Origin of the sequence: Streptomyces glaucus (assembly GCF_039533365.1) — a bacterium.
Classification (GTDB): Bacteria; Actinomycetota; Actinomycetes; order Streptomycetales; family Streptomycetaceae; genus Streptomyces; species Streptomyces glaucus.
In genome coordinates, this window is sequence record NZ_BAAATK010000016.1 from 44,692 (window position 1) to 59,720 (window position 15,029).

Consider the following 15,029-nt stretch of genomic DNA (forward strand, 5'->3'; position numbering starts at 1 on the left):
CCCCGGGACGTGGGGAACGTCACACCCGGCACAGGGCGTACGGCTCCCGGAATACGTCCTGCCGGACGGGCTCGAATTCCTCCGACAAGCCTTCGCGTTCGACCTGGACTCGGGCTCCGGAATTAGGCCCCTATCACCTCTGCACGCTGGGTGAACGGTTAGCGCATTTGCGTCATCAGCCCGCGCAGAAATGCCAGGTCGACCTCTTCCAGCGAGGAGACGACGGTCCGCCGGGCGGCCGGGGCGATGGGGGCCACCGACGGCACCGCCACGACATGGCAGCCGGCCGCCTCCGCGGCGGCGACCCCGGTCACGGTGTCCTCGACGACGGCGCATCCGGCCGGGTCGACGCCGAGTCCGGCGGCCGCGGTCAGGTACGGGTCGGGGTGGGGCTTGGTGCGCGGCACCTCGTCCCCGGCGACGGTCAGGGCGAAGTGATGGGGGCCCAGCGAGGCCAGCACCCGGTCGATGATGCGCCGGTGCGAGGCGGAGACCAGGGCGGTGGGGATCTCGTGCTCGTGCAGCTCCGCCAGCAGCCGGGCGGCGCCCGGCATGAGCGGCAGGGAGTGGTCGATGCGGTCCTCGAAGCCCTTGTTGAGCAGCACGGTGAGCTCGGCGAGGCTGATGTCGGCGCCCGTGGCCTCGATCAGGAAACCCGCGCTGCGGGACATCGGACCGCCGACCACGACGTGGCGCCAGGACTCGTCGAGGGTGTGCCCGAGGGCGGCGAACACCTCGACCTCCACGTCCCACCAGAACCCCTCGGTGTCCACCAGGGTTCCGTCCATGTCGAGGAGCACGGCCTGCAGGGCGGAGTCTTGGGCCGTGGGGGTCTTCCCCGCTCGGGCGGAGCCGAGCACTCGGGGAAGGGTTCCGGGCGCGGGGACCGTACTCGTCATCCGGACGTGCCTCCTTGAGGGACGATCAGGCCGGTTCCCACGAGGGGAACCGGCCTGCGGTGGATCGACCAGTGTACGACGCATGTGGACGAAGCGCCTGCTTCAGGCGGTACCCCGTGGCACACCGGTCACACGGCCGGGGTTCCCGGCCGTGCGACCGGGCGCCGCCCGGCGGCGCCCGGAGGTCCGAGGGCTCCTCAGCGGGCGTTGAAGTACTTCGCCTCCGGGTGGTGGACCACGATGGCGTCGGTGGACTGCTCGGGATGGAGCTGGAACTCCTCCGACAGGTGGACACCGATGCGCTCGGGCCGGAGCAGGTCGGCGATCTTGGCGCGGTCCTCCAGGTCGGGGCAGGCGCCGTAGCCGAGGGAGAAGCGGGCGCCCCGGTACTTCAGCTCGAACATGCCCTGCATCCCGTCCGGGTCCTCGCCGGCGAAGCCGAGCTCGGCGCGCACGCGCGCGTGCCAGTACTCGGCGAGCGCCTCGGCCAACTGCACGGACAGGCCGTGCAGTTCGAGGTAGTCGCGGTAGGCGTTGGCCTCGAACAGCCGGGCGGTCTCCGCGCCGATGCGCGAGCCGACGGTGACGACCTGGAGGCCGACGACGTCCGTCTCGCCGGACTCCTCCGGGCGGAAGAAGTCGGCCAGGCACAGCCGGCGGCCGCGGCGCTGGCGCGGGAAGGTGAAGCGGGTGCGCTCGTGGCCGGCCTCGTCCAGGAGGATCAGGTCGTCGTCCTTGGAGACGCACGGGAAGTAGCCGTAGACCACGGCCGCCTCCAGCAGGTTCTCCGTCTGGAGCTTTTCCAGCAGGCCGCGCAGCCGGGGCCGGCCCTCGGTCTCCACGAGTTCCTCGTACGTCGGCCCCTCGCCGGTGCGGGCCTGCTTCAGGCCCCACTGGCCCTTGAACAGGGCGCCCTCGTCCAGCCAGCTCGCGTACTCCTTGAGCTGGATGCCCTTGATGACGCGGGTGCCCCAGAACGGCGGGGTGGGGACGGGGTTGTCGGTGGCGACGTCGGAGCGGACGTGCCCGGTCTCGGGCCGCTCCTCGATCTCCACGGCGGCCGCGCGCACCCGGCGCTGCTTGAGCTCGGGCAGCTTCGCGCCGGGCACGCCGCGCTTGACGCCGATGAGGGCGTCCATCAGGCGCAGGCCCTCGAAGGCGTCCCGGGCGTAGCGGACCTCGCCCTCGTAGATTTCGTGCAGGTCCTGCTCGACGTAGGCCCGGGTGAGGGCCGCGCCGCCGAGGATGACCGGGTAGCGGGCGGCCAGGCCGCGCTGGTTGAGCTCCTCCAGGTTCTCCTTCATGATCACCGTGGACTTCACCAGCAGGCCGGACATGCCGATCACGTCGGCCCGGTGCTCCTCGGCGGCCTCCAGGATCGCGGAGACCGGCTGCTTGATGCCGAGGTTGACGACGTTGTAGCCGTTGTTGGACAGGATGATGTCGACGAGGTTCTTGCCGATGTCGTGGACGTCGCCGCGGACGGTGGCCAGCACGATGGTGCCCTTGCCGGCCTCGTCCGTCTTCTCCATGTGCGGCTCCAGGTGGGCCACCGCCGCCTTCATCACCTCGGCGGACTGCAGCACGAACGGCAGCTGCATCTGGCCGGAGCCGAACAGGTCGCCGACCACCTTCATGCCGTCCAGCAGGGTCTCGTTGACGATCTCCAGGGCGGGGCGCTCGCGCAGGGCCTCGTCGAGGTCGGCCTCCAGGCCGTTGCGCTCGCCGTCGATGATGCGGCGCTTGAGACGCTCGTCCAGCGGCAGGGCGGCCAGCTCCTCGGCCTTGGAGGCCCGCAGCGACTTGGCCGTCGCGCCCTCGAACAGCTGCATGAGCTTCTGGAGGGGGTCGTAGCCCTCGCGGCGGCGGTCGTAGATCAGGTCGAGAGCCGTGGTGACCTGCTCCTCGTCGAAGCGGGCGATGGGCAGGATCTTGGAGGCGTGGACGATCGCGGAGTCCAGGCCGGCCTTGACGCACTCGTCGAGGAAGACGGAGTTCAGCAGGATCCGGGCGGCCGGGTTGAGGCCGAAGGAGATGTTCGACAGACCCAGCGTGGTCTGCACGTCCGGGTGGCGCCTCTTCAGCTCGCGGATCGCCTCGATGGTGGCGACGCCGTCCTTGCGGGACTCCTCCTGGCCGGTGCAGATGGTGAAGGTCAGGCAGTCGACGAGGATGTCCTCCTCGCGGATGCCCCAGGTGCCGGTCAGGTCGGCGATCAGCCGTTCGGCGATCTCGACCTTCTTCTCGGCGGTGCGGGCCTGGCCCTCCTCGTCGATGGTCAGCGCGATCAGCGCCGCCCCGTGCTCCTTCGCCAGCTGCGTGACCTTCGCGAAGCGGGACTCGGGGCCGTCGCCGTCCTCGTAGTTCACCGAGTTGATCACCGCGCGCCCGCCCAGCTTCTCCAGGCCGGCGCGGATGACGTCGACCTCGGTGGAGTCCAGCACGATCGGCAGCGTGGAGGCGGTGGCGAAGCGGCCGGCCAGCTCCGCCATGTCGGCGACGCCGTCCCGGCCGACGTAGTCCACGCACAGGTCGAGCATGTGCGCGCCCTCGCGGATCTGCTCGCGGGCCATCTCCACGCAGTCGTCCCAGCGCCCCGCCAGCATGGCCTCGCGGAACTTCTTCGAGCCGTTGGCGTTGGTGCGCTCACCGATGGCCAGGTAGGAGGTGTCCTGCCGGAACGGCACGCTCTGGTACAGGGAGGCGGCGCCCGGCTCCGGGCGCGGGTCGCGCTCGGGCGGGGTGACGCCCCGCACCCGCTCGACGACCTGGCGCAGGTGCTCGGGGGTGGTGCCGCAGCAGCCGCCGACCAGGGACAGGCCGTAGTCCCGGACGAAGGTCTCCTGCGCGTCGGCCAGGCCCTCGGGGCCGAGCGGGAAGTGGGCGCCGTCCTTGGTGAGGACGGGCAGGCCCGCGTTCGGCATGCACAGCAGCGGGATACGGGAGTGGCGCGTGAGGTAGCGCAGGTGCTCGCTCATCTCGGCGGGGCCGGTGGAGCAGTTCAGGCCGATCATGTCGATGCCGAGCGGCTCCAGCGCGGTGAGGGCGGCGCCTATCTCGGAGCCGAGCAGCATCGTGCCGGTGGTCTCGAAGGCCATCGAGACCAGCAGGGGCACCTCGGCGCCGGTCGCCTCCATGGCACGGCGGGCGCCCAGGACCGAGGCCTTCGTCTGGAGCAGGTCCTGGGTGGTCTCCACGATCAGCGCGTCGGCGCCGCCGGCGAGCAGGCCCTCGGCGTTGGCCTGGTAGCCGTCGCGGATCGTGCCGTAGGGGATGTGCCCGAGGGTGGGCAGTTTGGTGCCGGGGCCGACCGAGCCGAGCACCCAGCGGGGCCGGCCGTCCCGGGCCGCGTGCTCGTCGGCCGCCTCGCGGGCGATGCGGGCGCCGGCCTCGGACAGCTCGTGGATCCGGTCGGAGATCTCGTACTCCGCCATGGCGGAGTGGTTGGCGCCGAAGGTGTTGGTCTCCACGCAGTCGACACCCACGGAGAAGTACGCGTCGTGGACCGCGCGGACGATGTCCGGCCGGGTCACGTTCAGAATTTCGTTGCAGCCTTCGAGGTTCTCGAAGTCCTCGAGCGTCGGGTCCTGGGCCTGGAGCATGGTGCCCATCGCGCCGTCGGCGACCACCACACGGGTGGCGAGCGCCTCGCGCAGGGCGGACACACGGGTCCGGCTGTCGGTGGAAGAGGTGGGCGGCAACGAGGCCATGAAGGGCTCCCTCGGATGCGACGGCTGTCGGCTTTGCGTCCCTTCCCGGGGAACTCCGCGCGGAGCGCCCCGGGAGGGCGCACGCCGTCAGAGTAGCCGGGACCGGGTCCCGATGGTCAGGGCGTCCACGGGACGGACGGGACGCGGGTGGGCGGGGCGGCGGGCGGGGGCCGCCTTCGGTGCCTCCCGGCGGCCTCCGGGAGACTGCCGGAAACACGTGGCGCGACGGAATGACTGCCGACCATTAGCAAGAGGTCGACATGGACCGGTAGTGTTCGGCATTGCCGAACAGCGGCAGCGACGTCGCGAGTCGACGCTCGACAGGGACGGAGGCAGTACGGCGATGGCACGGAACATCCAGTCGCTCGAACGGGCGGCCGCGATGCTGCGGCTGCTCGCGGGTGGCGAGCGGCGGCTCGGCCTGTCGGACATCGCCTCCTCGCTGGGCCTCGCCAAGGGCACCGCCCACGGCATCCTGCGCACCCTCCAGCAGGAGGGCTTCGTGGAGCAGGACGACGCCTCCGGGCGCTACCAGCTGGGCGCCGAACTGCTGCGCCTGGGCACGACGTACCTCGACGTCCACGAGCTGCGGGCCCGCGCCCTGGTGTGGACGGACGACCTGGCCCGCTCCAGCGGCGAGAGCGTCTACCTCGGCGTCCTGCACCAGCAGGGCGTGCTGATCGTGCACCACGTCTTCCGGCCCGACGACAGCCGGCAGGTGCTGGAGATCGGCGCCATGCAGCCGCTGCACTCCACGGCCCTCGGCAAGGTGCTCTCCGCCTACGACCCGGTCGCGCGCAGCGAGGCCCTGGAGGCCGACCGCAAGGCGTTCACCGACCGGACCGTGTGCGAGCCGGACGCCTTCGAGCACCTCCTGGACCTCACCCGCGCGCGGGGCTACGCCGCCGACGTCGAGGAGACCTGGGAGGGCGTCGCCTCCATCGCCGCCCCCGTCCACGACCGGCGCCGCATGCCGGTCGGCGCGGTCGGCATCACCGGCGCCGTGGAGCGGCTGTGCCGGGACGGGGAGCTGCGCCCCGAGCTGATCGCGGCGGTGCGGGACTGCGCCCGCGCGGTGTCGCGGGACCTGGGCGCCGGGCGGTTCTGAGGGCCGTCGGGCCCCCGCGGCGGACCGGGACGCCGGACGGCGTCCCGGTCCTCGCCCTGCCCGGACGCGCGCCCGGCGACATCCGGCGCACCTCGGCCGAAAAGACCGGCAATCAGCAGCGATCGATAACGATCCCGCATTCGGCACCACAGCCCTTGACGCACGCATAACGCCGAAGCGAGACTCCCGTCCATCGGTCGGCATTGTCGAACACTTACCGGCAATACGCGCTAGAGTGTGACAACGCCAAGGGACCGGCATCGCTCTCACCCCCATGAGGGCGCCAGAGCCCCGGAGGGACCCGGGGTTCGGCTTCCCTGGACGAAGGACAAAGGAGTCGCGGGTGTCCAGCTCCGACATCTTCATCGGCGAGACCATCGGTACCGCCATACTCATCCTGCTCGGCGGCGGGGTCTGCGCCGCCGTCACGCTGAAGGCTTCCAAGGCCCGCAACGCCGGATGGCTCGCCATCACCTTCGGGTGGGGCTTCGCGGTCCTCACTGCGGTCTACACCACGGCGCCGCTGTCCGGCGCCCACCTGAACCCGGCCGTGACCCTCGCACTCGCGATCAAGGACGGCACCTGGAGCGACGTCCCGGCCTACTGGGCCGGACAGCTCCTCGGCGCCATGATCGGCGCGGCCCTGGTCTGGCTCGCCTACTACGGCCAGTTCCACGCCCACCTCACCGACCGGGAGATCGTCGGCGGTCCGGGCGCGCAGGCCACGACGGCCAAGGCCGTGGAGGCCCGGGAGAAGGGCGCCGGGCCGGTTCTGGGCATCTTTTCCACCGGACCGGAGATCCGGGTCGTGTGGCAGAACCTCGCAACGGAGATCGTCGGCACCGTCGTCCTGGTGCTCGCCGTCCTCACCCAGGGGCTGAACGACAGCGGCAACGGCCTCGGCACCCTGGGCGCCCTGATCACCGCGCTCGTGGTCGTCAGCGTCGGTCTCTCCCTCGGCGGCCCGACGGGTTACGCCATCAACCCCGCCCGTGACCTCGGTCCGCGCATCGTGCACGCCCTGCTGCCCCTGCCCAACAAGGGCGGCTCCGACTGGGGCTACGCCTGGATCCCGGTCGCCGGTCCGCTGATCGGCGGCGCGATCGCCGCAGGCGTCTACAACGTCGCATTCGCTTAGGAACACCGAGCCCGCCGCACGCCAGGGCACTCGCAGCACGCGCCGTACGCACAGCCCCACCACCACGGAACCTCCCAGGAGCACACAGTGACCGACGCCCACACCGCCGGCCCCTTCATCGCCGCCATCGACCAGGGCACCACCTCCTCCCGCTGCATCGTCTTCGACCGCGACGGCCGGATCGTCTCCGTCGACCAGAAGGAGCACGAGCAGATCTTCCCCAAGCCCGGCTGGGTCGAGCACGACGCCACCGAGATCTGGGCCAACGTCCAGGAGGTCGTCGCCGGGGCCATCGCCAAGGCCGGCATCACCCGCGACGACATCAAGGCCATCGGCATCACCAACCAGCGCGAGACCACCGTGCTGTGGGACAGGAACACCGGCGAGCCCGTCCACAACGCCATCGTCTGGCAGGACACCCGCACCGACGCCCTGTGCAAGGAGCTCGGCCGCAACGTCGGCCAGGACCGCTTCCGCCGCGAGACCGGCCTGCCCCTCGCCTCCTACTTCGCCGGCCCCAAGGCCCGCTGGCTGCTCGACCACGTCGACGGCCTGAAGGAGCGCTGCGAGGCGGGCGACATCCTCTTCGGCACCATGGACTCCTGGGTCATCTGGAACCTGACCGGCGGCGTCGACGGCGGCCGGCACGTCACGGACGTCACCAACGCCTCCCGCACCCTGCTCATGAACCTGCACACCATGGAGTGGGACGAGCGGATCTGCGAGTCCATCGGCGTGCCGAAGCAGATCCTGCCCGAGATCCGCTCCTCCGCCGAGGTGTACGGCGAGATCAGGGGCGGCACGCTGGGCGAGCTGCTCGGCGGCATCCCGGTCGCCTCCGCGCTCGGCGACCAGCAGGCGGCCCTGTTCGGCCAGACCTGCTTCTCCGAGGGCGAGACCAAGTCGACGTACGGCACCGGCACCTTCATGGTGATGAACACCGGCGAGAAGATCATCAACTCCTACTCCGGGCTGCTCACCACGGTCGGCTACCAGATCGACGGCCAGAAGCCGGTGTACGCCCTGGAGGGCTCCATCGCCGTCACCGGCGCGCTGGTGCAGTGGATGCGCGACCAGATGGGCCTGATCTCCACCGCCGCCGAGATCGAGACCCTCGCGCTGTCGGTCGAGGACAACGGCGGCGCCTACTTCGTGCCGGCCTTCTCCGGCCTGTTCGCCCCGTACTGGCGCTCCGACGCCCGCGGTGTGATCGCCGGCCTGACCCGGTACGTCACCAAGGCGCACCTCGCGCGCGCCGTCCTGGAGGCCACCGCCTGGCAGACCCGGGAGATCGCCGACGCCATGACGAAGGACTCCGGCGTCCAGCTGGCCACGCTCAAGGTCGACGGCGGCATGACCTCCAACAACCTGCTGATGCAGACGCTCTCGGACGTCCTGGACGCGCCCGTGGTGCGCCCGATGGTCGCCGAGACCACCTGCCTCGGCGCCGCCTACGCCGCCGGTCTCGCCGTCGGCTTCTGGAACAGCACCGACGACCTGCGCGCCAACTGGCGGCGGGCCGCCGAGTGGACCCCCCGCATGGACGCGGACACCCGCGACCGTGAGTACAAGAACTGGCTCAAGGCCGTCGAGCGGACCATGGGCTGGCTCGAGGACGAGGAGTAAGAACCGCATGACCAGTCAGTCCGCCCTGCAGTCCGTGCCTGCCCTGGGCACGCACCCGGCCTCCGGCTCGAACCCGAGCCGCGCCGAGACCCGGGAGCAGCTCTCCAAGGCGTCGTACGACCTCCTCGTGATCGGCGGCGGCATTCTGGGCATCTCCACCGCCTGGCACGCCGCGCAGTCCGGTCTCAGGGTGGCCCTGGTCGACGCCGGCGACTTCGCCGGCGCCACCTCCTCCGCCTCCTCCAAGCTGCTCCACGGCGGCCTGCGCTACCTGCAGACCGGCGCGGTGAAGCTGGTGGCGGAGAACCACTTCGAGCGCCGTGCGGTCTCCCGGCAGGTGGCTCCCCACCTGGCGAACCCGCTCACCTTCTACCTCCCCGTGTACAAGGGCGGGCCGCACGGCGCGGCGAAGCTCGGGGCGGGCGTCTTCGCCTACTCCGCGCTCTCCGCCTTCGGCGACGGCGTGGGCCACCTGCTCAGCCCGGCCAAGGCCGCGCAGGACGTGCCCGAGCTGCGCACCGAGAACCTCAAGGCCGTGGCCGTGTACGGCGACGACCAGATGAACGACGCCCGGATGGCGCTGATGACGGTCCGCGCGGCCGTCGAGGCGGGCGCGGTCGTCCTCAACCACGCCGAGGTGACGGGCCTGCGCTTCACCCGGGGCCGGGTGACCGGCGCCGAACTGAAGGACCGCCTGTCCGGCGCCGAGTTCGGCATCGACGCCCGCCTCGTGCTGAACGCCACCGGCCCGTGGATCGACCACCTGCGGAAGATGGAGGACCCGGACGCCGCGCCGTCCATCCGCCTGTCCAAGGGCGCGCACCTGGTCCTGAAGCGCACCTCCCCCTGGCGGGCCGCGCTGGCCACCCCGATCGACAAGTACCGCATCACCTTCGCCCTCCCCTGGGAGGACATGCTGCTGCTCGGCACCACCGACGAGGAGTACGAGGGCGACCCGGCGGACGTGGCGGTCAATGAGAAGGACATAGCCCAGATCCTGGACGAGGCCGCCTTCTCCATCCGCGACCAGCAGCTGGACCGGGACCTGATCACGTACGCCTTCGCGGGCCTGCGCGTGCTGCCGGGCGGCCCCGGCGACACCGCCAAGGCCAAGCGCGAGACGGTCGTCACCGAGGGCCGGGGCGGGATGCTGTCCGTCGCGGGCGGCAAGTGGACCACCTTCCGCCACATCGGCCGCACGGTGATGAAGAAGCTGGAGTCGCTGCCGGGCCGGCCGCTGGGCGACGATTTCGAGCCGGTCTCCTCGCTGCCGAAGAAGCTGCCGCTGCCGGGCGTCGCCAACCCGCGCGCGGTCGCCCACCGCCTGCTGGTGGACCACCCGGCGCCGGGCCCGCGCATGGCGGCGGACACCGCCCGGCACCTGGCCACCCACTACGGGTCGCTGGCCTTCGACATCGCCCGGCTCGCCAACGAGAACCCGAAGCTCGGCGAGCGCGTCCACCCGGACGCCCCGGAGATCTGGGCCCAGGTCGTGTGGGCCCGGGACCACGAGTGGGCCGAGACGGTCGACGACGTGCTGCGCCGTCGTACGACGCTGACGATCCGCGGCCTGGCCACGGACGAGATCCGCGCGAAGGTCCAGGACCTGCTCGACGGGAAGTAGGCGACACCGCGCCGGGGGCGGCTCCGCACCGGCGGAGCCGCCCCTTCCGTCACCTTCTCGCCCCCCGTGGCCGGGCGGGGTGTTCCGGGGGGACTGCCGGGGCAGTGATGGGGGCACTCCCCGTGCGAGGGGGCTGCGGACGCCCCGGTGGCACGCCGTAAGGTTGGGACGTACGCGAGGGCACGTCGGAAGGAGGCGCTGGGTGATCGAGCTGGAGGGAGTTCCCGAGCTGATCGACCCAGTCATGGTGGCCGCGTTCGAGGGCTGGAACGATGCAGGCGACGCCGCCTCCACCGCGGTCGCTCACCTGGAACGGGAATGGAAGGGCGAGGTGTTCGCGGCGCTGGACGCCGAGGACTACTACGACTTCCAGGTGAACCGTCCCACGGTGTTCCTGGACGGCGGCGTCCGTAAGATCACCTGGCCGACGACGAGGTTGTCGGTGGTCCGGATCGGCGGCGAGAAGCCGCGCGACCTGGTCCTCGTCCGGGGTATCGAACCGTCCATGCGCTGGCGCTCGTTCTGCAACGAGCTGCTCGGTTTCGCCCACGAGCTGGGCGTCGAGCTGGTGGTCATCCTGGGCGCCCTGCTCGGCGACACCCCGCACACCCGCCCGGTCCCGATCAGCGGGACCACCTCCGACCCGGACCTGGCCCGCCGCATGGACCTGGAGGAGACCAAGTACGAGGGCCCCACGGGCATCGTCGGCGTCCTCCAGGAGGCGTGCACGCACGCCGGCGTGCCGGCGGTGTCGCTGTGGGCGGCCGTCCCGCACTACGTGTCGCAGCCGCCGAACCCGAAGGCCACGCTGGCCCTCCTCAACCGCCTGGAGGACCTGATCGACGTGCGCATCCCGCTGGGCGAGCTGCCCGAGGACGCGCGCGCCTGGCAGGTGGGCGTGGACCAGCTGGCCGCCGAGGACAGCGAGGTCGCCGAGTACGTCCAGACGCTGGAGGAGGCCCGGGACACCGCGGAGCTGCCGGAGGCGTCGGGCGAGGCGATCGCCCGCGAGTTCGAGCGGTATCTGCGGCGCCGGGACGGGGCCGGCCCGTCCGGCGGGCACGCCACGGCGGAGGGCGGCGACGGCCCGCCCGGCACCTCGTACCGGCGGGACAACCCCGGCGGCCGGACCCGGCCGCCGAAGCCGCCGAAGGCGGGCACGGACGACGAGGAGTCGCCGGAGGACTGAGCCGGCCGGCCCGGTGGGGCGCGGAGTCCTGACGGGGCGCCGAGCGGTCGCCGGGCGCCCCGACGGTCCGGGCCGGGGCCGTCCGGCCGACGCGCGCCCCCCCGTACGGCCGCCCCGGGGCCGTCCGGCGAGAAGAGGCGCCCGCTCCGCCGGGGGAACGGCGGAGCGGGCGCCTCTCGGGAACGTCTAGAGCGCGACGCCGAGCAGCGCGTCGACGGCGCGCGACACGAGACCGGGCGCGCCCGTGTCCGTGCCGCCGCTCTCCTGCTGGAGCGCGGCCCAGCGGTCGACCGCGGCGAGCGCGGCCGGGGCGTCCAGGTCGTCGGCGAGCGCGTCGCGGATCTCCTCGACGAGCGCGTCGGCGGACGGGCCGTCGGGCCGGGACACGGCGGAGCGCCACCGGCCGAGCCGGGCGACGGCGTCCCGCAGCACCTGGTCGGTCCACTCCCAGTCGGACCGGTAGTGGTGGGAGAGCAGCGCGAGCCGGATGGCGGCGGGGTCGACCCCGTCGCGCCGCAGCTGCGAGACGAAGACCAGGTTCCCCCGGGACTTGGACATCTTCTCGCCGTCCAGGCCGACCATGCCGGCGTGCACGTACGCCTTGGCCATCGGGAACTCGCCGGTCAGCACCTGGGCGTGGGAGGCGCCCATCTCGTGGTGCGGGAAGGCGAGGTCGGATCCGCCGCCCTGGACGTCGAAGCCCATGCCGAGGTGGTCGAGGGCGATGGCCACGCACTCGATGTGCCAGCCGGGCCGGCCGCGGCCGAGCGAGCCGCCGTCCCAGCTGGGCTCGCCGTCGCGGGCCGCCATCCACAGCATGGGGTCGAGCGGGTTCTTCTTCCCGGGCCGGTCGGGGTCGCCGCCGCGCTCGGCGGACAGCAGCCGCATGGCCGCGGCGTCGAGGCGGGAGACCTTCCCGAAGTGCGGGTCGGACCCGACGGAGAAGTAGATGTCGCCTTCGAGTTCGTAGGCGGCGCCGAGGTCCCGCAGCCGCTCGACGAGCGGCACGATGCCGGGTATGGCCTCCACGGCGCCCACGTAGTGCCGCGGCGGAAGCATCCGCAGGGCCGTCATGTCCTCGCGGAAGAGGGCCGTCTCCTTCTCGGCGAGGGCGGCCCAGTCGACGCCGTCCCGCTCGGCCCGCTCCAGCAGCGGATCGTCGACGTCGGTGACGTTCTGGACGTAGTGAACCTGCCGCTTGGTGTCGAGCCACACGCGCTGCACGAGGTCGAACGCGTTGTAGGTCGCCGCGTGCCCCAGGTGCGTGGCGTCGTACGGGGTGATGCCGCAGACGTAGAGACGGGCGACGGGACCGGGGCGGAGGGTGACGAGGCCGCCGGTCGCGGTGTCGTGGATCCTCAGGTCGCGGCCCTGACCGGGCAGGGCGGGGACCTCGGAAGCGGGCCAGGCATGCATGTCATGAGCCTAACCGGAGGGAAGTTCCGGATACGAACCGGACCAGGTCGGATGGCCGGTGCGGCGTTCTTGCGCCCGGCCGGCCGATGTGCTCCGCCACCGCTCCGGTGCGTGCCTACACGGGTGGCCAGGGGATCGCCGGCCATGTCCCGCCCGGCACCGGATGCCTTCCGGACTCCAGCAGCGCCTCGACCCGCGCGCGCGTGGCGTCGATCTCGGCGGCGGTGATCAGCCCGGCCAGTCTCGTCGTGAGGGCCCCGCCGTCCTTCAGCCCCTCCCGCAGCAGGCCGAGCACCGCCAGGGCCTCCTGGGTCAGCGGCTCCCCCGCCCAGCCCCACAGCAGCGTGCGCAGCTTGTCCTCGACGTTGAAGGTGACGCCGTGGTCGATGCCGTACAGCCGTCCCCCGGCGGCGGGCAGCAGGTGCCCGCCCTTGCGGTCGGCGTTGTTGATCACGGCGTCCAGCACGGCCAGCCGCCGCAGCCGCTCGTCGTCGGCGTGCACGAGCAGCGCGGTCCGCCCCTCGCCGACCTCGGCGAACCCGATGGCCTTCCAGCCCGGCTCCGGCTCCTCGCCCTCGACCAGCGCGAGCAGCTCGGCGTCCGGCACGGCCTCGATCCACAGCTGGCACATGCCCTCGCCGTAGGGCCCCTCGCGGAGCACGGTGGGCGGGACGAGGCCCCAGCCGGTCGCCTCGGAGACCTCGTACGCGGCGACCTCGCGCCGGGCGAGCGTGCCGTCGGGGAAGTCCCACAGGGGGCGCTCCCCGGCGACCGGCTTGTAGACGCAGGCGGCCTGTTCGCCCTCGTGGGTCACCGTGCAGTACAGCGCCGCGTTGGACGCCTCGCGGATGCGGCCGCGCACGGTCAGCTCGCCGTGCGCGAGCAGGTCGGCGGCCGTCACGCTCCGCGGCGGTATCCGTTCTGGCGCGGACATACGTGTCCTTCCGGGTCGAGCGGGAGGCTGCACAGCGGGCACGGCGGCCGCCCGGCGTTGACGATGTCGAGGGCGCGCTTGGCGAAGGCCCGGGCCTGTGCGCCGGTCAGCCGGACCCGCAGCATCGGGGGCCCGTTCTCCTCGTCCTGCAGGAGCCGCTCCTCGGCCTCGGCGAGGTCCTCGTCGGAGTCGGCCTCGAGCTCCACCAGGGCCTGCGCCTCGACGATCATGCGCTGCTCCTCGCCGTCCCAGGCCAGCGCCATGGTGCCGACCCGGAACTCCTCCTCGATGGGGGTGTCCAGCGGGGCGGTGTCAGCGATCTCGGCGGGCGCCACGGCGGGGACGGCGGCGCTGCCGCCGCTGCGGCGCACGACCTCGTCAAGGAGCTCGTCCATGCGTTCGGCGAGCGCGGCGACCTGGGTCTTCTCCAGGGCCACGCTGGTCACCCGGGAGCCGGCGGAGGCCTGGAGGAAGAACGTACGACGCCCGGGCAGTCCGACCGTACCGGCCACGAAGCGGTCCGGTTGGTCGTAGAGGAACACCTGACGGGACACGTCCTGTCTCCATTGAGAGTCGGGGAAGGCACTGCTGCGACCGCTTCACCCTACTGCGGCCGACGATCACGGTGCGCCCGCACCACCCCCGACGGGGGCGTCGTCGCCGGGGTCCGTCTCGCGCGGCACCAGGGACGCGAAGTCGCCGGTGTCGCCGAGGCGGACGAGGAACGGCCGCAGCCGGGTGTAGCGGATCACGGTGACGGAACACGGTTCGACGGAGATCCGCTGGAAGAGGTCGAGATGAAGTCCGAGTGCGTCCGCGACGAGGGACTTGATGATGTCGCCGTGCGAGCACATGAGGTACACCGCGTCGGGCCCGTGGTCGCGCTCCACGCGCGCGTTCCACTCGCGTACCGCTTCGGCGGCGCGCGTCTGCATCGCCCGCATGGACTCGCCGCCGGGGAAGGCCGCCATCGAGGGGTGCGCCTGCACGACCTCCATCAGCGGCTCGTCCTTGAGCTCGGCGAGCTTGCGGCCGGACCAGTCGCCGTAGTGGCACTCCCCGATGCGTTCGTCGGTGTGCGCCGTGCGGCCCCGGTCCCGGAGCAGCGGCCGGATCGTCTCCTGGCAGCGCTGGAGCGGGCTGGTGACGATCTCGGCGAGGGGCAGCCCGGCGAGGCGCCCGGGCAGGGCGGCGGCCTGTGCGGCCCCGCGTTCGTCGAGGCCGACGCCGGGCGTCCAGCCGGCGAGCAGTCCCTCGGAGTTGGCGGTGGAGCGTCCGTGCCGGACCAGGATCAGCGTGGGCATGCGGCCCAGGGTAGGCGTATGCCGCCTGTCGCGGGGGAGGAGAAGACGGGGCCTGTCGGCCCGCGGATGAGAGGAGAACAC

The 15,029-nt window shown here is 72.2% G+C and carries 11 protein-coding genes; 5 read left to right on the forward strand and 6 right to left on the reverse strand.

Translation table 11 applies throughout. The features are described 5' to 3' along the window. Positions 1–158: 158 nt before the first annotated feature. Complete coding sequence (locus ABD363_RS14485; RefSeq protein WP_344603325.1) at positions 159–899, reverse strand: HAD family hydrolase; 741 nt, start codon at positions 897–899, stop codon at positions 159–161. Between the two features lie 197 nt (positions 900–1,096). After that, on the reverse strand, positions 1,097–4,609 hold the full coding sequence (gene metH, locus ABD363_RS14490; protein WP_344603327.1) for a methionine synthase: 3,513 nt from the start codon (positions 4,607–4,609) through the stop codon (positions 1,097–1,099). Positions 4,610–4,952: 343 nt separating this feature from the next. Here metH and ABD363_RS14495 point away from each other — a divergent pair, with 343 nt between their 5' ends. From ABD363_RS14495 to ABD363_RS14515, 5 genes are all read left to right on the forward strand, one after another. After that, complete coding sequence (locus tag ABD363_RS14495) at positions 4,953–5,717, forward strand: IclR family transcriptional regulator (protein ID WP_344603329.1); 765 nt, start codon at positions 4,953–4,955, stop codon at positions 5,715–5,717. 343 nt (positions 5,718–6,060) lie between these two features. Next, the gene (locus tag ABD363_RS14500; protein WP_344603331.1) at positions 6,061–6,855 is read left to right on the forward strand and encodes an MIP/aquaporin family protein; all 795 of its coding nucleotides are present in this window, start codon (positions 6,061–6,063) and stop codon (positions 6,853–6,855) included. A gap of 87 nt (positions 6,856–6,942) precedes the next feature. After that, positions 6,943–8,481: a glycerol kinase GlpK gene (gene glpK, locus ABD363_RS14505; RefSeq protein WP_344603333.1), complete on the forward strand. Its 1,539-nt coding sequence runs from the start codon at positions 6,943–6,945 to the stop codon at positions 8,479–8,481. Positions 8,482–8,488: 7 nt separating this feature from the next. Further along, complete coding sequence (locus ABD363_RS14510; protein ID WP_344603335.1) at positions 8,489–10,105, forward strand: glycerol-3-phosphate dehydrogenase/oxidase; 1,617 nt, start codon at positions 8,489–8,491, stop codon at positions 10,103–10,105. Positions 10,106–10,307: 202 nt separating this feature from the next. Next, on the forward strand, positions 10,308–11,294 hold the full coding sequence (locus ABD363_RS14515) for a PAC2 family protein (RefSeq protein ID WP_344603337.1): 987 nt from the start codon (positions 10,308–10,310) through the stop codon (positions 11,292–11,294). 186 nt (positions 11,295–11,480) lie between these two features. Here ABD363_RS14515 and mshC read toward each other — a convergent pair whose 3' ends face one another. The 4 genes from mshC to ABD363_RS14535 all read right to left on the reverse strand — a co-directional run bounded on the left by mshC (position 11,481) and on the right by ABD363_RS14535 (position 14,948). Continuing rightward, positions 11,481–12,710: a cysteine--1-D-myo-inosityl 2-amino-2-deoxy-alpha-D-glucopyranoside ligase gene (mshC, locus tag ABD363_RS14520; RefSeq protein ID WP_344603339.1), complete on the reverse strand. Its 1,230-nt coding sequence runs from the start codon at positions 12,708–12,710 to the stop codon at positions 11,481–11,483. A 115-nt stretch (positions 12,711–12,825) separates the two neighbouring features. Then, complete coding sequence (locus ABD363_RS14525) at positions 12,826–13,644, reverse strand: SCO1664 family protein (protein WP_344603341.1); 819 nt, start codon at positions 13,642–13,644, stop codon at positions 12,826–12,828. Next, on the reverse strand, positions 13,608–14,198 hold the full coding sequence (locus ABD363_RS14530; protein WP_344603343.1) for a DUF3090 domain-containing protein: 591 nt from the start codon (positions 14,196–14,198) through the stop codon (positions 13,608–13,610). Before ABD363_RS14530 ends, ABD363_RS14525 begins: the two co-directional genes overlap by 37 nt. A gap of 66 nt (positions 14,199–14,264) precedes the next feature. Then, on the reverse strand, positions 14,265–14,948 hold the full coding sequence (locus ABD363_RS14535; RefSeq protein WP_344603344.1) for a histidine phosphatase family protein: 684 nt from the start codon (positions 14,946–14,948) through the stop codon (positions 14,265–14,267). Between the last annotated feature and the right edge of the window lie 81 nt (positions 14,949–15,029).